Source organism: Pseudomonas sp. SBT1-2, assembly GCF_028640875.1.
Classification (GTDB): Bacteria; Pseudomonadota; Gammaproteobacteria; order Pseudomonadales; family Pseudomonadaceae; genus Aquipseudomonas; species Aquipseudomonas chlororaphis_I.
In genome coordinates, this window is record NZ_JAQZAA010000061.1 from 47,456 (window position 1) to 67,282 (window position 19,827).

The following is a 19,827-nucleotide window of genomic DNA, read 5'->3' on the forward strand; positions in this document are numbered from 1 at the left end:
CCTATCCACTGAAGGTCTTGGCGGGCAAAAAACAAGCCGAGGATTATACCCGAGCTATGACCTCACGCGCCAGTTGAGGTCGGGTTTGATGCGGGAACATTGCGTTTTAAAAGCTCGAGTAGCTGAATTTTTTCTTCGCCACTCAATTCGCTTTGACGCGATTTCCTGAGAAGTTGTTCCAAAACACGCTCACGTTGACGAGCGGACAAGCTTTTAATGGTGTCGAAAAACTGTTGTTCAAGGTTGTCGCCCTCAATCAACCACTCCTTTTCTGCCAGCGCCTTGATCAGGCGGCCCTGTTCAGTGCCGTGCCAGCGCGCCATCAGTTGATGAATAGAGCGTAGCTTAGGATTTTTCTGCACGGCTTCGATCAAGGCGACCAGCAACTGGGTATTGGTGTTGTCGTCGGCAGCGAAATGCCCGGCGTCTTCAACTTTCTCGGCCAGTTGCGGGTGATGCAGCAATGTTCGAAGGGCTGACAGTGTTGGGGGTTCGACGGCGGCCGGGACGCGCGGGGCACGTGGCTGATCACGATCGCCATTGCGCTTGCCCTTTTTGTCCCAGGGCTTGTTCTCCCACTTCTTGCCGCCCGCGCCGCTTTTCTTCGGCGTCCATTCCTGCTGCGGCACATAGGCTTCTTGCGGCTCGTGGTAGTCGACATAGTCCGGTATGCCGTCGTAATCGATGCCAGCGTCATACACCGGAGGTGCTTCTTGTGGGGCGCTGTGCACCAACTGGTTGACGGTCTCGTTGTTGAGCCCGGTAATTTCACTGAGGCGCTGGCGCATCAGGGTCCGCAGGTTGGCTCCGGGGACCTTGTCGATCAACGGTGCGGCGAGAGTGGCCAGGTGAGCCTTGCCCTCGAGCGAGCGTGGATCCGCTTCGTCGGTCAGTTGCTGGAAGAAATAATCGGCCAGCGGTTGAGCGTGTTGATTGATGCGTGCGCGAAAGGCATCTGTGCCCTCGGAACGCACCAGGGTATCCGGGTCTTCCCCTTCGGGAAGGAACAGGAAGCGTGCCCGGCGACCGTCCTGCAGGCTGGACAGGGTCGCCTCCAGTGCGCGCCAGGCGGCCTTGCGTCCGGCCTGGTCGCCGTCGAAGCAGAACAGCACGCTGGGCACGATGCGGAACAGGCGCTTGAGGTGTTCTTCGCTGGTGGCGGTGCCCAGGGTCGCAACGGCGTTACGCAGGCCCTGTTGGGCGAGGGCAATCACGTCCATGTAGCCTTCGACGACGATGATTTCGTCGAGGTTGCGGTTGTTCTTGCGAGCCTCGAACAGGCCGTAAAGCTCCTGGCCCTTATGAAACACCGGAGTTTCCGGCGAGTTCAGGTATTTCGGTTTGTCGTCGCCCAGTACCCGGCCCCCAAAGGCGATGATCCGGCCGCGGCTGTCGCGGATCGGAAACATCACTCGGTCGCGAAAGCGATCGTAGCGTTTACCGGTTTCGGCGTTTTCGATCAGCAGGCCGGCGTCGATCATGGCTTTCTGCTGCAGGGTGTCGCTGCTCAGGTGCTTGAACAGATTGTCCCAGCCGGGGGGTGCGAAGCCGAGGCCGAAATCGCGGGCGATCTCGCCGGTCAGGCCGCGGCCCTTGAGGTAATCGACTGCTGCCTTGCGGGCTGGGTGGCTTTTCAGAGCCTGTCGATAGTAATCGGCGGCGGCGGTCAGCAGCGGGTAGAGCGGCGAATCGGTCGGCTGCCGCGGTTTGTGCGAGCGACCGCTTTCCTCCCGCGGGATTTCCATGCCGGCGGCTTTGGCCAGTTCTTCGACCGCCTGGGGGAAATCCAGGTTGTCGTGGTCCATGATGAAGCCGAGGGCGTTCCCGCCCGCGCCACAGCCGAAACAGTAATAGAACTGCTTGTCGGGGCTGACGCTGAAGGAGGGGGTTTTTTCCTTGTGGAACGGGCAGCAGGCGGTGTAGTTCTTGCCGGCCTTTTTCATCTGCAGGCGCGAGCTGACAACATCGACGATGTCGGTGCGGTTCAGAAGGTCGTCAATAAAGCTCTGGGGAATCAGCCCGGCCATGGCGTTCTCGTCATCACTGCGCGAAAGAATTGGACCAATGCGAAGGCTTCGAAAATGGGCTGTTCGAGACGCAACGGCTGCGCGTTCGACCATCTGTCGTCGGCTTGATCGCTATCGGGAAGTGTATCTGCCGAAAGTCCACTGACGTTAGTTTCAATCAGTCTTCGACTATTTGAAGATATTGCTCTGAGTCCGACAGGTCTCGGATGGCTCATAAGCGGACGCTGGAGAAGGGCGCCTTGGGCTGAGTCTGTTGAGGAATCAGAATAAAAGTGTGCTCGTCAGTAGCCTTGGAAGGCTCGTCAGAAGAGACGTGCACCGCTGGCAGGAAGCCAGGTCTGACGTGGTGAAGCGGATTGTCTCGGTCGCATGCGCGGCGTTGACGGTGAAGCATCAAGCGTTGTCCGCAAATGCCATTAGCCCGGCTGAGGGCCGGGCTTGGCAGAAGCTTGCAGCGAACGTCTGTGTATTAGTACAGACGTACGGCGCGGCGCTGTTCGCGCTGAACTTTCTTGGCGTGACGCTTAACAGCAGCAGCTGCTTTGCGCTTACGCTCGGAAGTCGGCTTCTCGTAAAATTCGCGGCTACGAACTTCAGCCAGAACACCGGCTTTTTCGCAGGAGCGCTTGAAACGACGCAGAGCTACGTCGAAGGGTTCGTTCTCTTTAACTTTGACGGCTGGCATCCAGAGCTACCTTCATTCATTACCGGGGTCAACGTTCTCGTCGCAAAAATCGCGGCTGAGGTCGTCGGTTTTTAAGGGTTGCGGATGTTAACCCCTCATCGCTCGGAATGCAAAGCCTCTGATCGAAAACCGCTGGTCGGCTGAGGGAGTGGCGACTATTATGCGCGCCTTCGAATTTAGCCTCTACAAGGCGCAAACCCATGCTAGTACTGGGATTAGAAACTTCCTGCGACGAAACCGGCGTCGCGCTTTACGACAGCGAGCGGGGCCTGCTGGCCGACGCGCTGTTCAGTCAGATCGACCTGCATCGGGCCTATGGTGGCGTGGTGCCGGAGCTGGCCTCTCGCGATCACGTCAAGCGCATGCTGCCCCTGATTCGTCAGGTCCTGGCCGAGGCGGACTGCGTACCGACTGAAATCGACGCCATTGCCTATACCGCGGGCCCCGGCCTGGTCGGAGCCCTTCTGGTGGGTGCCTCCTGCGCCCAGGCGCTGGCCTTCGCCTGGGGTATCCCGGCGCTGGGTGTGCACCATATGGAAGGCCACCTGCTGGCCCCGATGCTGGAAGAACAACCGCCGGAATTTCCGTTCGTCGCTTTGCTGGTTTCCGGTGGCCACACGCAGCTGGTGCGGGTCGATGGCATCGGCCAGTACGAGCTGATGGGCGAAACCCTGGATGATGCTGCCGGTGAAGCCTTCGACAAGACGGCGAAGATGATCGGCCTGAATTATCCGGGTGGTCCGGAAATCGCTCGCCTGGCCGCACAAGGCGTGGCCGGGCGCTTTGTCTTCCCGCGGCCGATGACCGATCGTCCGGGGCTGGATTTCAGCTTCAGCGGCTTGAAAACCTTCGCCCTGAACACCTGGCAACAATGCATCAGCGCTGGGGACGACGGCGAGCAAACCCGTTGCGACATCTCGCTCGCCTTCCAGCAGGCGGTGGTGGAAACTCTGACCATCAAATGCAAGCGAGCCTTGAAGCAGGCGGGACTCAAGCGGCTGGTAATCGCTGGCGGCGTGAGCGCCAACAAGGCGCTGCGTGCGTCGCTGGAAAAAATGCTCGGCGAGATGAAAGGGAATGTGTTTTACGCCCGTCCTGAGTTCTGCACCGACAACGGCGCGATGATCGCGTTTGCTGGTTGCCAGCGTTTGCAGGCAGGTCAGCAGGAAAGCCTGGCGATCAGTGTGCAGGCGCGTTGGCCGATGGAGCAGCTGTCGCCGTTGTGAGTCGGTATCAAACTGACCTGAGCCCGGTTCATCTTCAGGATTCAGAAATGCCGTTCGCGCCCGGCAAACAGGTCGCGTAGATTGCCGCGGTGGCGCCAGACGATGAGCAGTGTGAGGACGCTCATCGGCAGCAGCGCTGCTGGTGCCTGCCAGGCCAGCAATGGCAAGGTCAGGGGCGTGGCGATCAGGGCCGCCAGCGAGCTGGTGCGGGTCAGGTAGAAGGTCAGGAGCCAGGCGGCAATGGCCAGGAGCGCCGCTGGTGGGTAAAGCCCCAGCAGCATCCCGGCGGCGGTGGCGACACCCTTGCCGCCGCGAAAGCGGAAGTACACCGGGAACAGATGGCCCAGTACGGCGTAGAGCCCGATCCAGGCCTGTTGTTGGAGCGAAAGGCCTGCGAGACTGGCGATCAGCACGGGCAACAGCCCTTTGAGCAGATCGCCGAGCAAGGTCAGTACCGCCAGTTTCTTGCCGGCCAGGCGCAGCATGTTGGTGGCGCCGGCATTGCCCGAGCCACTCATTCGCGGATCGGGTGTACCGGTCAGGCGGCTGAGCAAGATGGCGAAGGACAGCGAGCCGAGCAGGTAGGCGAAGATCGCCAGTAACCAAAACATGCTAACTATTCCGGGCGAGGACGCCCTGATTCTAACGGCGCATTGCGCCCTTGTCGTGCTGCGGAGAAGAGTGCTTGGACAGAGTGTTTATCGAGGGCCTGGAAGTCGACACGGTGATCGGTGCCTACGACTGGGAGCGAGGCATCCGGCAGTGCCTGCGCCTTGACCTGAGCTTCGCCTGGGACAACCGCCCGGCCGCCGCCGGTGACGACCTGACCCTGGCGCTCGACTATGCCAGCGTGTCTTCGCGGATCCAGGCGTTTGCCGAGCAGGCGCAATTCCAACTGGTGGAAACCTTTGCCGAGCGTCTGGCGGAGGTCCTGATGAGCGAGTTCCATATTCCCTGGTTGCACCTCAAGCTGACCAAACCCGGTGCTGTCGCGGCCGCCAAAGGTGTTGGCGTGGAGATCGAGCGCGGATGTCGCTAACTCAGGTATTTCTTGGGCTCGGCAGCAATATCGAGCGTGAAACCCATCTGCTGGCCGGGCTCGATGCCCTGGCGGGCTTCCTGCTGGATATGCGCTGCTCGGCGGTGTTCGAAAGCCAGCCGGTGGGGATCAAGAGCGGGCCGTTCTTCAATCTGGTGGTTTCGGGCTTTACCGATTTGCCGCTGATGGAGCTGGACCGTCGATTGAAGTTCATTGAAGCGGACAACGGTCGTTATGCCCCGGACCGCAAAGGCTTGCCGCTGGATATCGATGTGCTGTTGTACGGCGATCTGGTGGGCAATTTCGACGGTTTGATCCTGCCGCGTGCAGAAATTCTGAAGAACGCCTTTGTGCTTTGGCCCTTGTCGCTGATGGCGCCGGGGCGGGTTCATCCGCTGGCGGGGCAGGACTTCGCTACCCTCTGGCACGAGGCCCGGATCGACCAGGTGCTGGCGCCCGTGGCATTCGAGTGGCGGGGCAGGCAGCTGACGCCGCCGGAGCTGGGATAGCCCTGGCTGGCGCAGTTCTGGCTGACAGCGATCGGCTGGCGAGCAAGCTGGCTCCTATGACGGCGCTTGCTCGTGATGTTTCTTACTGTGAGTACTGCTCCTTGTAGGCCTTCAGCGCCTTCAGTCGTTCCCGTTTCAGCGCCTCCCCCAGCTCCGGCCCCTTGAATCCCTGCTCCAGCAGCGGTTGTACCGCGACTGTTCGCGCCGCCGTGGCCGCGCCGCGCAGATAGTCCGCCTGGGGATAGGCTCGCTCCTCCAGGCCGAGACGGCCACGAGCATCCATTTCACAGGCGGCGATAAACTCCTCGAAGCGTTGCGGCCGCCGGTACACGTCAAAGCTCTGCAGCAGTTCTGCCAATGTCGAAGGTTTCAGTTCGAGGGCGCGATGGCCGTGGGTGTGGTACTGACCCACCAGCAGCGCCAGTTCCTGACAGTCGCGTGGCGCCTTGAAGCGTTCATTGACCTGCTTGATCAGCTTCAGGCCCTTGTGCTCGTGCGCGATGTGTTGCGGCCATTCACTTTGCGGTGTCAGGCCCTTGCCCAGGTCGTGCAACAGGCACGCCCAGCGCACGCTCAATGGCTGCTTGTGCAGTGCCGCCTGCTCGAGAACGCTCAGTGTATGCACACCGCTATCGATCTCCGGGTGATGGACGGCGGGTTGCGGAACACCGAACAGCGCCTCCACTTCAGGCAGCAGGACTTTGAGCGCGTCACAATCACGCAGTACCTGGATGAACACTTGAGGGTGATCTTCCATCAGTGCGCGGGAGATTTCCTTCCAGCTGCGTTCCGGCGTCAGAGCTTCCAGCTCGCCTGATCCGCTGAGCTGGCGCATCAGCTCGAGGGTGTCAGGCGCTACTCGGAAGCCGAGTCCTGCGTAGCGGGCAGCAAAGCGGGCAACGCGCAGGACGCGCAGGGGATCTTCGGCGAATGCCGGGGAAACATGGCGCAGCAGGCGGTTTTTCAGGTCCTGCTGGCCGTGATACGGATCCGTCAGAACACCCTGGTCGTCTTCCGCCATGGCATTGATCGTCAGGTCACGGCGGATCAGGTCTTCTTCGAGAGTGACCTCGGGGCTGGCGTGAAAGGTAAAGCCACCATAGCCACGACCGCTCTTGCGTTCGGTGCGGGCCAGGGCGTATTCCTCGCCGCTCTTGGGGTGAAGAAAGACCGGAAAGTCCGAACCCACCGGGCGAAAACCCTTGGCGAGCATTTCTTCGGCCGTGGCGCCGACTACCACCCAATCGATGTCGGTTACCGGTTTGCCCAGCAGGCGATCGCGTACCGCACCGCCGACCTTGTAAATCTGCATAAAAAACCTCCGTTAGCCCGACAGAATAACCCTTGCGCCGAGCTTTCGGAGGTTTGTCATGCGCTCAGAGGTGGATGACCGCCAGGTCCAGGCGGCCATAGTCCCCTTCGTTGTGATCGCTTCTTGGCGGTACGTGATGGGTTTTCATCACCTGGTCGCCCTGCAGGGTTTCCAGATGGATGTCGAACCCCCACAGCCGGTGCAGGTGCTTGAGGACCTCGTCGGTAGAGTCGCCCAAGGGTTTGCGGTCGTGCTGTTGATGGCGCAGGGTCAGCGAACGGTCGCCTCGCCTGTCGATGCTCCAGATCTGCACGTTAGGCTCGCGGTTGCCCAGGTTGTACTGGGCGGCAAGGGTTTCGCGGATGATCCGATAGCCGCTTTCGTCATGAATGGCCGGTACCAGCAGGTCGTCTTTCTGGTCGTCATCCAGGATGCTGAACAGCTTGAGGTCGCGGATGACCTTGGGTGACAGGTACTGCAGGATGAAGCTCTCGTCCTTGAAGCTGCTCATGGCGAACTTGATGCTGGAAAGCCAGTCGGTCCCGGCCAGTTCCGGGAACCAGCGGCGGTCCTCCTCGGTTGGTTCTTCGCAGATGCGCCGGATATCGCGGTACATGGCGAAACCCAGGGTGTAGGGGTTGATACCGTTGTAGTAAGGGCTGTCGAAGCCGGGCTGGAAGACCACGCTGGTGTGGGAGGCGAGGAACTCCATCATGAAGCCATCGGTCACCAGGCCTTCGTCATACAGGTCGTTCATCAGGGTGTAGTGCCAGAACGTTGCCCAGCCTTCGTTCATCACCTGGGTCTGGCGTTGCGGGTAGAAGTATTGGGCGATCTTGCGCACGATCCGCACGATTTCCCGTTGCCACGGTTCCAGCAGCGGCGCGTGTTTCTCGATGAAATACAGGATGTTTTCCTGCGGTTCGGCGGGGAAGCGCGCGTTGTCCTTGTCGCTGAACTTGTCCGTGCCTTTGGGAATGGTGCGCCACAGGTCGTTGATCTGTTTCTGCAGGTGTTCTTCCCGATCCTTTTGCCGGCGCCGTTCTTCTTCCGCGGAAATCGGATAAGGACGTTTGTAGCGGTCCACTCCGTAGTTCATCAGGGCATGGCAGGAGTCCAGCAGGTCTTCCACGGCATCGATGCCATGGCGCTCTTCGCACTGCATGATGTACTGCTTGGCGAACACCAGGTAATCGATGATCGAGCTGGCATCCGTCCAGGTACGGAACAGGTAGTTGCCCTTGAAGAAGCTGTTATGGCCGTAGCAGGCGTGGGCCACCACCAGTGCCTGCATGCAGATGGTGTTTTCTTCCATCAGGTAGGCGATGCAGGGGTCAGAGTTGATCACGATCTCGTAGGCCAGCCCCATCTGGCCACGGCTGTAGGACTTTTCGGTACTAAGGAAATGCTTGCCGTAAGACCAATGGTGATAACCCAGGGGCATGCCGACAGAGGCATAGGCATCCATCATCTGTTCGGCGGTGATCACTTCGATCTGGTTGGGATAGGTATCCAAGGCGTAGCGCGCCGCGATACGGCTGATTTCGCGGTCGTAGGCCTGGATCAGCTCGAACGTCCATTCCGAACCGGTGGAGATAGGCTGGCGTTTCTGCTCTCTGGCGGTCATGTCACTAACCTGCGCTGGAAGAGTTCACGGAAGACCGGATAGATATCTCCGGCCGAGACCAGTTGCTGCTGGGCGAAAGTATCGGAAAAGGCTTCGGCAATGCGCTCGTATTCGAACCACAGGGCCTGATGTTCGCGCGGGGTAATCTCCACGTAAGTGTAGTACTGCACGAAGGGCATGATCTGGTTGATCAGGATGTCGCGGCAGATCGGCGAGTCGTCGTTCCAGTTATCGCCGTCGGAAGCCTGGGCGGCGTAGATGTTCCACTCGTTGCTCGGATAACGCTCGGCCATGATCTCCTGCATCAGTTTCAAGGCGCTGGAGACGATGGTGCCGCCGGTTTCCCGGGAGTAGAAGAACTCCTCCTCGTCCACCTCGCGTGCGCTGGTGTGGTGGCGGATGAACACTACGTCGATCTTGTCGTAGTTACGCTTGAGAAACAGGTATAGAAGGATGAAGAAACGCTTGGCGATGTCCTTGGTGGCCTGGGTCATGGAGCCGGAAACGTCCATCAGGCAAAACATCACGGCCTTGGAGCTGGGGTTAGGCTGTTTGACCAGCAGGTTGTACTTGAGGTCGAAGGTGTCGAGGAATGGCACCCGATGAATGCGGGCGCTGAGACGCTCGATTTCCGCTTCCATTTCCTGAATATCGCCGAAGTTGTCCGGTTCTTCGCGTTTCAGGCGTTCAAGCTCTTCTTTGACTTCGCGCAGTTTTGCCCGGCTGCTGCCGGACAGGGCGATGCGCCGGGCATGGGCCGAGCGCAGCGTCCGAATGATGTTGATGCGCGAGGGATTGCCCTCGTTGCTGATCCCGGCCCGGACAGTCTTGAAGGTGTCGGTCCCGGTCAGGTTGCGCTTGACTAGGTTCGGCAGTTCCAGATCCTCGAACATGAACTCGAGAAACTCCTCCTGGGTAATCTGGAAAACGAACTCGTCCATGCCTTCGCCGGAATTGCCCGCCTTGCCCCGGCCGCCTCCGCCACCCCCGCCTTGAGGGCGTGCGATGTGCTCTCCGGCCGTGAACTCCTTGTTTCCCGGGTGCACCACGGTCTGTTTGCCGCCGCGCCCATGATGGAGCACGGGTTCATCGATATCCCGGCCTGGGATGCTGATTTGTTCGCCATGCTCCATGTCTGTGATGGAACGGCGGCTGACCGCCTCTTCGACGGCCTTCTTGATGTGATCACGATAACGCCGCAGAAACCGCTGGCGGTTTACCGTGCTCTTGTTCTTGCCATTGAGACGTCGGTCGATCACATAACTCATGACTGCTCCTTAGAAGCGGTCTTGAAGCTCGCAAGCGGCCCGGACGGGGAGAGGGGCGGGTAAGGTGCCTTGCCGCCGGTACTCTGCCCGAGCCTCGCTGCGAACGTTCAAACGCGCTTCCTGAAGCCTGTGTAGCAGAAATCGCTAAGACAGGCTCCTGGCTAACGACAACCGGTGCAACCGGCGGGTTACTGCGATTTTCTGACCCGCAGATACCACTCGGACAGCAGTCGTACCTGTTTGTCGGTGTAGCCGCGCTCGACCATTCGAGTAACGAAGTCGTTGTGTTTCTGTTGATCCTCTTTGCTGGCCTTGGCATTGAAGCTGATGACCGGGAGCAGATCCTCGGTGTTGGAGAACATTTTCTTCTCGATGACCACACGCAGTTTTTCGTAGCTGAGCCAGGTTGGGTTCTTGCCGTTGTTGTTGGCTCGGGCTCGCAGTACGAAATTGACGATCTCGTTGCGGAAGTCCTTCGGATTGCTGATGCCGGCCGGTTTCTCGATTTTCTCCAGTTCTTCGTTGAGCGCGACCCGATTGAGGATCTCGCCGGTTTCCGGATCGCGATATTCCTGATCCTGAATCCAGAAGTCCGCATACAGCACATAGCGGTCGAAGATGTTCTGACCGTATTCGCTGTAGGACTCCAGGTACGCGGTCTGGATTTCCTTGCCGATGAACTCGATGTAGCGCGGAGCCAGGTATTCCTTCAGGAAGCGCAGGTAGCGCTCGCGGGTTTCCGCCTGGAATTGCTCCTGTTCGATCTGCTGTTCGAGCACGTAGAGCAGGTGCACCGGGTTGGCCGCGATCTCATGGGGATCGAAGTTGAAGACTTTCGACAGGATCTTGAAGGCGAAGCGGGTCGACAGGCCGTTCATGCCCTCGTCTACACCGGCGGCGTCACGGTATTCCTGAATCGACTTGGCTTTCGGATCGGTGTCCTTGAGGTTCTCGCCATCGTAGACGCGCATTTTCGAGTAGATGTTCGAGTTCTCCGGCTCTTTGAGGCGCGAGAGCACGGTGAACTGAGCGAGCATTTTCAAGGTGTCGGGAGCGCAATGCGCCTTGGACAGGGAGCTGTTGAACAGCAGCTTGTCGTAGATTTTGACTTCGTCGCTGACCCGCAGGCAGTAAGGGACTTTGACGATATAGATCCGGTCGATGAAGGCTTCGTTGTTCTTGTTGTTACGGAAGGTGTGCCATTCCGATTCGTTGGAGTGAGCCAGCAGGATGCCGGTGAAGGGGATCGCGCCCAGACCCTCGGTACTGTTGTAGTTGCCTTCCTGGGTGGCCGTCAGCAATGGGTGCAGCACCTTGATCGGTGCCTTGAACATTTCGACGAACTCCATCAGGCCCTGGTTGGCCCGGCACAATGCACCTGAATAGCTATAGGCGTCGGCGTCGTTCTGCGGGAATTCCTCCAGCTTGCGAATATCGACCTTGCCCACCAGGGCGGAAATGTCCTGGTTGTTCTCGTCTCCCGGTTCTGTCTTGGCGACCGCGATCTGGTTGAGGATCGAGGGATAGAGCTTGACCACCCTGAACTGGCTGATATCGCCGCCGAACTCGGACAGGCGCTTGGTGGCCCAGGGCGACATGATGGTGTTCAGGTAACGCCGTGGAATGCCGAAGTCTTCTTCGAGGATTGCGCCATCTTCCGTGGCGTTGAACAACCCGAGAGGCGACTCGAATACCGGGGAGCCCTTGATGGCGTAGAAGGGCACCTTCTCGATCAGTTGTTTGAGTTTCTCGGCCAGGGATGATTTACCGCCACCGACGGGACCGAGGAGGTAGAGGATCTGTTTCTTCTCTTCCAGGCCCTGGGCGGCATGGCGGAAATAGGAGACGATCTGGTCGATGCATTCTTCCATTCCATGGAAGTCCTCAAAGGCCGGATAGCGACGGATCACTTTGTTGGAGAAGATCCGTGACAGTCTCGAATTGGTCGATGTGTCCAGCAGCTCTGGTTCACCAATAGCCAGAAGCAGGCGTTCAGCGGCCGACGCGTAGGCGCTACGGTCCTTTTTGCAGAGCTCCAGGTACTCCTGTAACGAGAACTCTTCCTGGCGTGTGGATTCGAAGCGTTGTTGGAAGTGGCTAAAAATACTCATGACGTCACCTCGCTCGATACGTGGAGCCGACGCCGGATCAGTCAGTCAAGTGCTGGCATGCAACCGGGAATCCGGCTGCTGTTTACCCCCCAGAACACTTTCAAAGCTATCGACCTTGAAAGCTAGTACCGATGACCCGCACGCCGGTGTACCGGCTCTCCCCTGATTGGATGGCCTGAGGCTAAGGATAGTTCGGAATCGGGGAGATAAAGGTGGAATACGCAATTTGTTCAAGTGACCGTTCGTCGGTCGCGGCGCCAGCCCGCGAATGACGCGGGCTGGAGCACAGAAAAAATTATTCGGCGTTGCCTTGGGCAATTTCCGCAGGGTAGGTGGTTCGCCACAGTTCGAAACCACCGTCCAGGCTGTAGACGTCGGAGAATCCCTGGCTGATCAGGTAGGCCGCCGCGCTTTGGCTGGAGTTGCCGTGATAGCAGACGACCACCAGCGGGGCGTCGAGATCGGCATTGCGGATGAAGTCGGAGATGGAGTGGTTGTCCAGATGCAGGGAGCCGCTGATGTGGTTCAAGGCAAAGGTCTGCGGATCGCGGATGTCGACCACCACGGCGCCTTGCTCGCGCAGTGCCTGGGCCTGTTCTGGGGGGATGCGTTTGAATTCGCTCATGGCGGGCTCCTGGGCCTGGTGGCAAGCGCCGTCTAGCGCTTGGCGGTGATTGGCATGGGTTCAGGGGAAGGTTGATTGGCCTGGGGCTTGATGTGGCCGTGGGCGTCGCACTCACATTCGAGGCGTTGGCCGGTGTCGACGTTCAGCAGGGTCAGGGCGCCGCCCCAGACGCAGCCAGTGTCCAGGGCGACGACGCCGGGCTGGTTGCAGTTGCCTTCAAGGGCGGCCCAGTGACCGAAGATGATTTTCACGTCCCGGGTCTTGCGTTCCTTGTGCTCGAACCATGGGGCGTAACCCGGTGGAGCGGTGTCCGGCCCTTCCTTGCCCTTGAGGTCGAGCTTGCCATCGCTGGTGCAGAAACGCATGCGAGTGAAATAGTTGGTGATCACCCGCAGGCGAGTCACGCCTTTGAGTTCGCTGTCCCATTTTATCGGATCGTTGCCGTACATACCGTCCAGATAGGGCTCGAAGCGGTTGTCGTCACGCAATGCCTCTTCGACTTCGGTGGCGTACTTGAGGGCCTTTTTCAGCGACCACTGCGGCGGTATCCCCGCGTGCACCAGGGCGACGTTGCGCTGTTCGTCATAGTGCATCAGCTTTTGCTGGCGCAGCCACTGGAGCAATTCCTCGCAATCCGGCGCGTTGAGGATCTCGCTCAGGGTATCGGCTTTCTTCAGGCGCTCGATATTGCGCCAGACGGCCAGCAGGTGCAGGTCGTGATTGCCCAGCACGCACACCAGAGAATCGCGCATGGCATAAAGAAAGCGCAGGGTTTCCAGCGACTGTGGGCCGCGGTTGACCAGATCGCCAACCAGCCACAGGCGATCCTTGGCCGGGTCGAAAGCGACCTTTTCAAGCAGGCACTGCAACGGCCCCAGGCAGCCTTGCAGGTCACCGACGGCATAAGTCGTCATCAGTGCAGGGCTCCGGGCACCGCCAGGCGGAAGGGGGCGATGATGGCGTCGAAGTGTTTGCCGTCTTCGGCGAGCATCTGATAGCTGCCCTGCATATTGCCGACGCGCGTGGTCATGACCGTACCACTGCTGTAGGTGTGGCTTTTTCCTACGGCGATCAGCGGCTGCTGGCCGACGACGCCGGCACCGCGAACTTCTTCGACGTGCCCGTCGCCATCGGTGATCACCCAGTGCCGGGAGAGCAATTTGGCGGGCAGCAGGCCATTGTTCTGTACGGTGATGGTGTAGGCGAAGGCAAAGCGGTTCTGCTCGGGTTGCGACTGTTCTGCGAGAAAGCGGGTGACGACGCTGACGTCGATCTGATAGCGAGGATCGGACATGCAAGGGGCCTTAAAACGAAGCGGGACGCGGGATAAAACTGATGGAGGTCAGTCTAGGCCAAGTATCGGGTAGTAAACCAGACATGGCGCCTGGCGTCTTACCCGATAACGCTGGTGGCGTGTCAGCTGGCGCTGGCAGTGTCCGCGGCTTGTTCGCCGAGCTTGTCGGCCAGGCGAACGAAGGCTGCCAGGTCCAGTTGCTCCGGACGCAGGCTGCCATCGACACCGGCGGCTTCGATCTCGGCGCTGGAAAGCAGGGCCTTGAGGGTATTGCGCAGGGTCTTGCGGCGCTGGTTGAAGGCTTCGCGGACGATGCGCTCCAGCAGGCGATGATCCTTGGCCGGGTGCGGCAGTACCGCATGTGGCACCAGGCGGACGATCGCCGAGTCGACTTTCGGTGGCGGATTGAATGCGCCAGGGCCGACGTTGAACAGATGCTCCACGCGGCAGTGGTACTGGACCATGATCGACAGGCGGCCCCAGTCACCACCGCCCGGGCCTGCGGCGAGGCGCTCTACCACTTCTTTCTGCAGCATGAAGTGCATGTCGCGGATCAGGCTGGCGTTTTGCAGCAGGTGAAAGATCAGCGGGGTGGAGATGTTGTAGGGCAGGTTGCCGACCACCCGCAGGCTGCCGGGGGCGGCATTCAGGCTGTTGAAGTCGAACTTCAGGGCGTCGCCCTGGTGCAGGCTGAAATTGTCCCGGCCGGCGAACTGCTGGTTGAGGATCGGCACCAGGTCCTTGTCCAGCTCGACCACGTCCAGCTGGGCGCCGCTGTTGAGCAGGCCTTCGGTCAGGGCGCCCTGGCCCGGGCCGATTTCCAGCATGCGGTCGCCGGACTTGGCATTGATGGAGCGCAGGATGCGGTCGATCACGCCGGCGTCATGCAGGAAGTTCTGGCCGAAGCGCTTGCGCGCCCGGTGCTGGTATTGCTCGGTCATAAACGGGTCTCGGCCATCTGGTAGGCGGTTTCCAGGGCGACTTTCAGGCTGCCGGTATCGATCTTGCCGCTGCCGGCCAGATCCAGGGCAGTGCCGTGGTCGACCGAGGTACGGATGATCGGCAGGCCCAGCGTCACGTTGACCGCGGCGCCGAAACCTTTGTATTTCAGCACAGGCAGCCCTTGGTCATGGTACATCGCCAGCACTGCGTCGCAGTGCTCCAGATATTTGGGGGTAAACAGAGTGTCGGCGGGCAGGGGGCCGCGCAGGTCCATGCCTTCGTTGCGCAGACGCTCCAGGGTGGGTTCGATGATATCGATTTCTTCATGGCCCAGGTGTCCGCCTTCGCCGGCATGCGGGTTGAGCCCGCAGACCAGGATACGTGGCTGGGCGATGCCGAATTTGTTGTGCAGGTCTGCATGCAGAATGCGTGTAACCCGCTCCAGGCGCTCCGGAGTAATGGCGTCGGCAATGTCCCGCAGGGGCAGGTGAGTGGTCACCAGTGCCACGCGCAGGCCATGGGTGGCCAGCATCATTACCACTTGTTCGGTATGCGTCAGGTCGGCGAGAAACTCGGTATGGCCGGAAAAGGCGATACCGGATTCGTTGATCACCCCCTTGTGCACCGGGGCGGTAATCATGCCGTCGAAATGCCCGTCCAGACAGCCTTGGCCGGCCCGGGCCAGGGTTTCCAGGACGAATGCGGCGTTGGCCTTGTCCAGCTGACCAGCGACGACCTTGGCCGACAGCGGGGTATCCCAGACATAGAGGCTACCGGCGGCGGCCGGCTGGTTTGGCCAATTGTCGGGGCCGACCGCAATCAGGCTGACGGCCACACCCAGCTGCGCGGCCCGCTCGGTAAGCAGGTCGCGGCTGGTGATGGCGATCAGGGGGTGTGGCTGTTGTTGCGAGGCGAGCAACAGGCACAGGTCGGGACCTATGCCGGCTGGCTCGCCGGGGGTGAGCGCGAAACGCTTGGGTTTCACTGTGCCGCCTGGTCAGCGCCAGGAAGTTTGATCTCGACGTAGGCTTCGTCGCGAATCTGGCGCAGCCAGGTTTGCAGCTCTTCGTCGTATTTGCGGTTACGCAGCACAGTCATGGCTTGTTGTTCGCGAGCCTGGGTGGTGCTGTCGGTGGCGCGGCGGCCAAGGACTTCCAGTACGTGCCAGCCGTAGGGGCTCTGGAACGGCTTGGACAGTTGCCCTTGCGGGGTCTTGGCCATCACGTCGCGGAACTCGGGCACCAGGGCGTTCGGGTCGATCCAGTTGAGGTCGCCACCGTTGAGGGCGGAACCCGGATCTTCCGAGTAGCTTTTCGCCAGTTCGGCAAAGTCTTCGCCGGCTTCGATGCGCTCGTAGAGCTTCTGGGCCAGGCGCTTGGTTTCTTCTTCGCTGCGAATCTCACTTGGCTTGATCAGGATGTGACGGACATGCACTTCGTCACGCATCTGATTGCCGCCGCCGCGTTTTTCCAACAGCTTCAGGATGATGAAACCGCCTGGAGTGCGGGCTGGCTGGGTGATATCGCCCACTGCCATGGCGCTCAGTTCGCGGTCGAACGGAGGGGGCAGTTGAGCGGCTTTACGCCAGCCCATGTCGCCGCCTTCCAGGGCGTTGTCGCTACCCGAGCGGGCGATGGCCAGTTGAGCGAAGTCGGCGCCTTGCTTGAGCTGCTGATAGATGTCCATGGCCTGGCGCGCGGCGCTCTGAATCGCTTCGGAGTTGGCGCTTTCCGGGGTTGGAATCAGGATATTGGCCAGGTGCAGCTCTTCGGACAGCTGCATCTTGCCCAGGTCGGAGGCGAGGAAGTTCTTCACTTCCTGCTCGGAGACCTGAATGCGTTCGGCAACACGGCGCTGGCGCACACGGCTGATGATCATCTCGCGGCGGATCTGTTCACGGGCGTCCTGATAGGACAGGCCATCACGAGCCAGGGCGGCACGGAACTGATCGGGGGTCATGTTGTTGCGTTGGGCGATGGTGCCGACGGCCTGGTTCAGCTCTTCATCGGTAATGCGGATGCCGGAGCGTTCGCCGATCTGCAGTTGCAGGTTTTCGACGATCAGGCGTTCCAGTACCTGCTGGTTCAGAACATCGGCGGGAGGCATGCCGCCGCCGCGCTTGGCGATGGTTTGCTGAACTTCGTGAACCCGTTGGTCCAGCTGGCTCTGCATGACCACGTCGTTATCGACGATGGCCACCACTTTGTCGATGGGTTGTACCGCGGCGCTCGCCGCGGTACCCAGGAACAACGCGCCCAGCATCAGCGGGCGCAGACAATCAGAAAGCTTGGTCTTCACGTTCACGGTAACCTTGAATGCCTTTGTCGAGGAAGCTCTCTACCTTGGCGCCGGTCAGGCCGCCGAGTCCTTTCAGGACGATTTGCAGGAAGATGCCATGGTCGCCTTTCTCGTTCTGCGGGGCGTCTTGACTGAATTCGTCATACTTGACCCAGTAACGGTTGATCAGGCGCAGTTTCCAGCAGCAGTTGTCGTATTCGAAACCACCGAAGGCATCGAGGGTACGGTTGCGGTTGTAGTCGTACTGCCAGCGGCTGATCAGGTTCCATTGCGGCACGATCGGCCAGATCACCGAGAAGTCGTGCTGCTTGATCTTGTAATAGTCCTTCACGTAGCCAGGAGTGCCTGGGGTGCCGTAGTCACCGCCACCCACCGACCATTTACCCGTGGACTGGTCATAACGAACCAGGTCGTTGCGATAACGATAACCGGCGTTGATGACCTTGTTCGGGTTGTCTTCCGGCTGGTAGTGGAACATTGCACTGCCGGAGCGAGGGCTGTGGCTGTCCGGATCCCAGTTGTAGTCGGCAGTGGTACGCCAGTCGCGGTTCCAGCGGTACTCGTATTCCAGCGCATAAGGCGAAACATTGGAGTGTGCGTCATCGCGGGTCTTCGCATCGATACCCGGCAACTGGACTTCGCGGTCCTTGAAGTACAAGGCCTGGCCGACACTGATGCGCTGACGTTCAAAGCCGTTTTCTTCGATCCAGCGGTTGGTGACGCCGAGAGACAGTTTGTTCTCGTCGCCTACACGGTCGGAGCCGGTGAAACGGTTATCACGGAACAGCGACGAGTAGTTGAAAGTAGACTCGCTGGTATCGAATACCGGGATGTCGCTCTGGTCTTTCTCCGGTACATAGAGATAGTACAGGCGCGGTTCCAGGGTCTGACGGTAGTTCTTGCCGAACCATTGGGTGTTGCGGTCGAAGTACAGGCCGCTGTCGATGCTGGCGATAGGCACGCCACGGTTCTGGTTGCTGCTGTAAGTACCATTCAGGCGATCTTGTTCTGCAGTTTGTGCAGCGACCTGGCTCTTGCCGATACTATCCAGATCCAGATCGTACTGGGTGTACTGATACTTGAGGGACGGCTTCAGGAAGCCATAGGTCCAGTTAAGCGGAAGGCTTACAGACGGTGCAAGATTCAGGCGATTGCCATTGGCACGTGCCAGACCTTGAATGTTGCGGTCGAGTCGCGGTGCACCGACACCATTCTCATCAAAAAACGTACCGTTCTGCAGGTCGCGATCAAACCGAACAATTTCAGTTTCATACTTGAAGTCCAACCCGCCCGGATGCTGCGGCAAGAAACCATTCAAGGTGATTTGCGGCAGACGGTTGTAAGGCGTGATGTTGGAAACCGTGGCCAGTTCATAAGCCTGGGCATTGAGGCGTGCAGTATAGGTATCACCGCGGTAGGTCACTGCACCCTGCTGGTTGATGTAATCACGGCTTTCCACGCCGATCTGATCAGTCTGCAGATCCTGGAAGTAGTACGGATCGCTGATCTTGGTGTAGTCGACCTCGGTCATCAGACGCGAATCAAGCCCGCCCTTGTGCTGCCAGTTGTACATGTAGCGGGTTTTTTCGTAGTCCGACTGCAGCTTGCGGTCGTCGTTTTCGTCGTTGAGGTACGCCGCGCCGAACTGACCTTCGCTGGACTTGGTCAGGTAGCGGAATTCGCCTTCCATCAACAGGCCGCGCTTGCTCATGTAGCGAGGGTACAACGTGGCGTCGTAGTTCGGCGCCAGGTTGAAGTAGTACGGTGTGACCAGCATGAAGCCGGTATCGCTGCCGCTGCCGATGGTCGGCGGCAGGAAGCCGGACTGGCGACGGTCGTCGATCGGGAAATAGATGTACGGCGTGTACAGGACCGGAATGTCCTTGACGCGCAAGGTCACGTTGGTCGCGGTGCCGAAGCCGGTCGCCGGGTTCAGGGTGATGTTGTTGCCCTTGAGCTGCCAGGCATTGCTGCTCGGTTCGCACGTGGTGTACGTGCCGTCCTTGAGGCGGATGATCGCGTTCTCGGCGCGCTTGGCGTACAGCGCGTTACCGCGGATGCGCGATTTGTGCATCACGTACTCGGCGTTGTCGACCTTGGCTTCACCCGTGTCCAGTTGCACGTCGGCATGATCGCCGACCAGCAGGGCGCCGTTGTCGCGCAGGCGGACGTTGCCGCTCAGTTCGCCACGGTTCTCGGCCTGGTACAGGTTGGCCTCGTCGGCCTCGACCTGCATGCTGCCCTGGCGCATGACCACGTCACCGGCCAGGGTAGCGATCTGCTGCTCCTGCTGGTAACGCGAAGCCTTGGCGCCGATAAAGGTCGGGGCGTCACTTTTATTCGTCTTGTCATTCATGCCAGGACGAATCGGTTCGATATAAGCACCAGCGCAGTAAGGACCGGTCTCGGCCAACTGGGCGGCGGTCAGCTTCTCGCGCGGAACCCAGTCGAGGTGACTGTAGTCTTCGCTGCGGGACTTCAGGCCGCGGCCCTTGGCCTCGGTAACCAGCATCGGCTTGGCGCCGGTGTCTTCGCTGGTTTCGCCGCCTTCGGCCGATGTAGCGGTGCTCGAACTGACTGCACTCGCGTCATGCACGGGGCGCGGAGGCAGTTGAGCGGCGCTGGTTTTCGGCGCGCAGTCCCAGCCGCCCGAAGCAGAGACTGAGCAGTCATACTGTTCTGCGGCGACCACGAACGAAGTGGCTAGGGGTTGCAGGGCCAGCAGACTGCCGGTAACCAACAACGGAAATTTTTTACGAAACGCGGGGGATTTCAATGCCATCTTATTAGTCCGGGCTTCCTGCGTGCCATCTGCCCGCGGTGTGGGCCGCACGCCTCTCGATGGTCTGAAAAAGATGCTGGAT

The 19,827-nt window shown here is 59.9% G+C and carries 17 protein-coding genes; 3 read left to right on the top strand and 14 right to left on the bottom strand.

What is annotated here, in order from left to right; all coding sequences use genetic code 11:
- Positions 1–62 precede the first annotated feature (62 nt).
- Together dnaG and rpsU are read right to left on the bottom strand one after the other, a co-directional pair.
- Positions 63–2,027, bottom strand: coding sequence for a DNA primase (gene dnaG / locus PVZ78_RS08255; protein WP_009051170.1), 1,965 nt, complete (start codon positions 2,025–2,027; stop codon positions 63–65).
- Between the two features lie 469 nt (positions 2,028–2,496).
- Positions 2,497–2,712, bottom strand: coding sequence for a 30S ribosomal protein S21 (rpsU, locus tag PVZ78_RS08260; RefSeq protein ID WP_002551877.1), 216 nt, complete (start codon positions 2,710–2,712; stop codon positions 2,497–2,499).
- Positions 2,713–2,912: 200 nt separating this feature from the next.
- On the opposite strand from rpsU, the gene tsaD reads away from it, so the two are divergent.
- Positions 2,913–3,938 (top strand): tRNA (adenosine(37)-N6)-threonylcarbamoyltransferase complex transferase subunit TsaD, encoded by a 1,026-nt coding sequence (gene tsaD, locus PVZ78_RS08265; protein WP_124315442.1) that lies wholly within the window; start codon positions 2,913–2,915, stop codon positions 3,936–3,938.
- Between the two features lie 41 nt (positions 3,939–3,979).
- On the opposite strand, the gene plsY is transcribed toward tsaD, so the two are convergent.
- The gene (gene plsY / locus PVZ78_RS08270) at positions 3,980–4,549 is read right to left on the bottom strand and encodes a glycerol-3-phosphate 1-O-acyltransferase PlsY (protein ID WP_009051169.1); all 570 of its coding nucleotides are present in this window, start codon (positions 4,547–4,549) and stop codon (positions 3,980–3,982) included.
- Positions 4,550–4,623: 74 nt separating this feature from the next.
- Here plsY and folB point away from each other — a divergent pair, with 74 nt between their 5' ends.
- Together folB and folK are read left to right on the top strand one after the other, a co-directional pair.
- Entirely contained in the window at positions 4,624–4,977 is a 354-nt protein-coding gene (gene folB / locus PVZ78_RS08275) for a dihydroneopterin aldolase (RefSeq protein WP_007926118.1), read from the top strand.
- Positions 4,968–5,486, top strand: a complete 519-nt coding sequence (gene folK / locus PVZ78_RS08280; protein WP_009051167.1) for a 2-amino-4-hydroxy-6-hydroxymethyldihydropteridine diphosphokinase — start codon at positions 4,968–4,970, stop codon at positions 5,484–5,486. Before folB ends, folK begins: the two co-directional genes overlap by 10 nt.
- Before the next feature lie 82 nt (positions 5,487–5,568).
- On the opposite strand, the gene PVZ78_RS08285 is transcribed toward folK, so the two are convergent.
- From PVZ78_RS08285 to PVZ78_RS08335, 11 genes are all read right to left on the bottom strand, one after another.
- On the bottom strand, positions 5,569–6,798 hold the full coding sequence (locus PVZ78_RS08285) for a multifunctional CCA addition/repair protein (RefSeq protein ID WP_009051166.1): 1,230 nt from the start codon (positions 6,796–6,798) through the stop codon (positions 5,569–5,571).
- Between the two features lie 64 nt (positions 6,799–6,862).
- A complete protein-coding gene (locus tag PVZ78_RS08290; RefSeq protein WP_009051165.1) occupies positions 6,863–8,425 on the bottom strand; it encodes a SpoVR family protein in 1,563 nt (520 codons plus the stop codon).
- Positions 8,422–9,693, bottom strand: coding sequence for a YeaH/YhbH family protein (locus PVZ78_RS08295; RefSeq protein WP_009051164.1), 1,272 nt, complete (start codon positions 9,691–9,693; stop codon positions 8,422–8,424). Before PVZ78_RS08295 ends, PVZ78_RS08290 begins: the two co-directional genes overlap by 4 nt.
- A 188-nt stretch (positions 9,694–9,881) precedes the next feature.
- Complete coding sequence (locus PVZ78_RS08300) at positions 9,882–11,804, bottom strand: PrkA family serine protein kinase (RefSeq protein ID WP_007926124.1); 1,923 nt, start codon at positions 11,802–11,804, stop codon at positions 9,882–9,884.
- 295 nt (positions 11,805–12,099) lie between these two features.
- Positions 12,100–12,429, bottom strand: coding sequence for a thiosulfate sulfurtransferase GlpE (gene glpE / locus PVZ78_RS08305; protein ID WP_009051163.1), 330 nt, complete (start codon positions 12,427–12,429; stop codon positions 12,100–12,102).
- 32 nt (positions 12,430–12,461) lie between these two features.
- Positions 12,462–13,343, bottom strand: coding sequence for a symmetrical bis(5'-nucleosyl)-tetraphosphatase (locus tag PVZ78_RS08310; RefSeq protein ID WP_009051162.1), 882 nt, complete (start codon positions 13,341–13,343; stop codon positions 12,462–12,464).
- Complete coding sequence (gene apaG / locus PVZ78_RS08315; RefSeq protein WP_007926128.1) at positions 13,343–13,723, bottom strand: Co2+/Mg2+ efflux protein ApaG; 381 nt, start codon at positions 13,721–13,723, stop codon at positions 13,343–13,345. The genes PVZ78_RS08310 and apaG overlap by 1 nt, the downstream gene beginning before the upstream one ends.
- 122 nt (positions 13,724–13,845) lie before the next feature.
- Entirely contained in the window at positions 13,846–14,664 is an 819-nt protein-coding gene (rsmA, locus tag PVZ78_RS08320; RefSeq protein WP_009051161.1) for a 16S rRNA (adenine(1518)-N(6)/adenine(1519)-N(6))-dimethyltransferase RsmA, read from the bottom strand.
- On the bottom strand, positions 14,661–15,650 hold the full coding sequence (gene pdxA, locus PVZ78_RS08325; RefSeq protein WP_041984687.1) for a 4-hydroxythreonine-4-phosphate dehydrogenase PdxA: 990 nt from the start codon (positions 15,648–15,650) through the stop codon (positions 14,661–14,663). The genes rsmA and pdxA overlap by 4 nt, the downstream gene beginning before the upstream one ends.
- Positions 15,647–16,963: a peptidylprolyl isomerase SurA gene (gene surA / locus PVZ78_RS08330; protein WP_155772745.1), complete on the bottom strand. Its 1,317-nt coding sequence runs from the start codon at positions 16,961–16,963 to the stop codon at positions 15,647–15,649. The genes pdxA and surA overlap by 4 nt, the downstream gene beginning before the upstream one ends.
- On the bottom strand, positions 16,944–19,745 hold the full coding sequence (locus PVZ78_RS08335) for an LPS-assembly protein LptD (protein ID WP_273828551.1): 2,802 nt from the start codon (positions 19,743–19,745) through the stop codon (positions 16,944–16,946). Before PVZ78_RS08335 ends, surA begins: the two co-directional genes overlap by 20 nt.
- Positions 19,746–19,827: the final 82 nt, after the last annotated feature.

Excerpts from the sequence above, each read along its gene's own strand:
- dnaG (WP_009051170.1), bottom strand. The coding sequence starts at position 2,027 with ATGGCCGGGCTGATTCCCCAGAGCTTTATTGACGACCTTCTGAACCGC.
- rpsU (WP_002551877.1), bottom strand. The coding sequence starts at position 2,712 with ATGCCAGCCGTCAAAGTTAAAGAGAACGAACCCTTCGACGTAGCTCTG.
- tsaD (WP_124315442.1), top strand. The coding sequence starts at position 2,913 with ATGCTAGTACTGGGATTAGAAACTTCCTGCGACGAAACCGGCGTCGCG.
- plsY (WP_009051169.1), bottom strand. The coding sequence starts at position 4,549 with ATGTTTTGGTTACTGGCGATCTTCGCCTACCTGCTCGGCTCGCTGTCC.
- folK (WP_009051167.1), top strand. The coding sequence starts at position 4,968 with ATGTCGCTAACTCAGGTATTTCTTGGGCTCGGCAGCAATATCGAGCGT.
- PVZ78_RS08285 (WP_009051166.1), bottom strand. The coding sequence starts at position 6,798 with ATGCAGATTTACAAGGTCGGCGGTGCGGTACGCGATCGCCTGCTGGGC.
- PVZ78_RS08290 (WP_009051165.1), bottom strand. The coding sequence starts at position 8,425 with ATGACCGCCAGAGAGCAGAAACGCCAGCCTATCTCCACCGGTTCGGAA.
- PVZ78_RS08295 (WP_009051164.1), bottom strand. The coding sequence starts at position 9,693 with ATGAGTTATGTGATCGACCGACGTCTCAATGGCAAGAACAAGAGCACG.
- PVZ78_RS08300 (WP_007926124.1), bottom strand. The coding sequence starts at position 11,804 with ATGAGTATTTTTAGCCACTTCCAACAACGCTTCGAATCCACACGCCAG.
- glpE (WP_009051163.1), bottom strand. The coding sequence starts at position 12,429 with ATGAGCGAATTCAAACGCATCCCCCCAGAACAGGCCCAGGCACTGCGC.
- PVZ78_RS08310 (WP_009051162.1), bottom strand. The coding sequence starts at position 13,343 with ATGACGACTTATGCCGTCGGTGACCTGCAAGGCTGCCTGGGGCCGTTG.
- apaG (WP_007926128.1), bottom strand. The coding sequence starts at position 13,723 with ATGTCCGATCCTCGCTATCAGATCGACGTCAGCGTCGTCACCCGCTTT.
- rsmA (WP_009051161.1), bottom strand. The coding sequence starts at position 14,664 with ATGACCGAGCAATACCAGCACCGGGCGCGCAAGCGCTTCGGCCAGAAC.
- PVZ78_RS08335 (WP_273828551.1), bottom strand. The coding sequence starts at position 19,745 with ATGGCATTGAAATCCCCCGCGTTTCGTAAAAAATTTCCGTTGTTGGTT.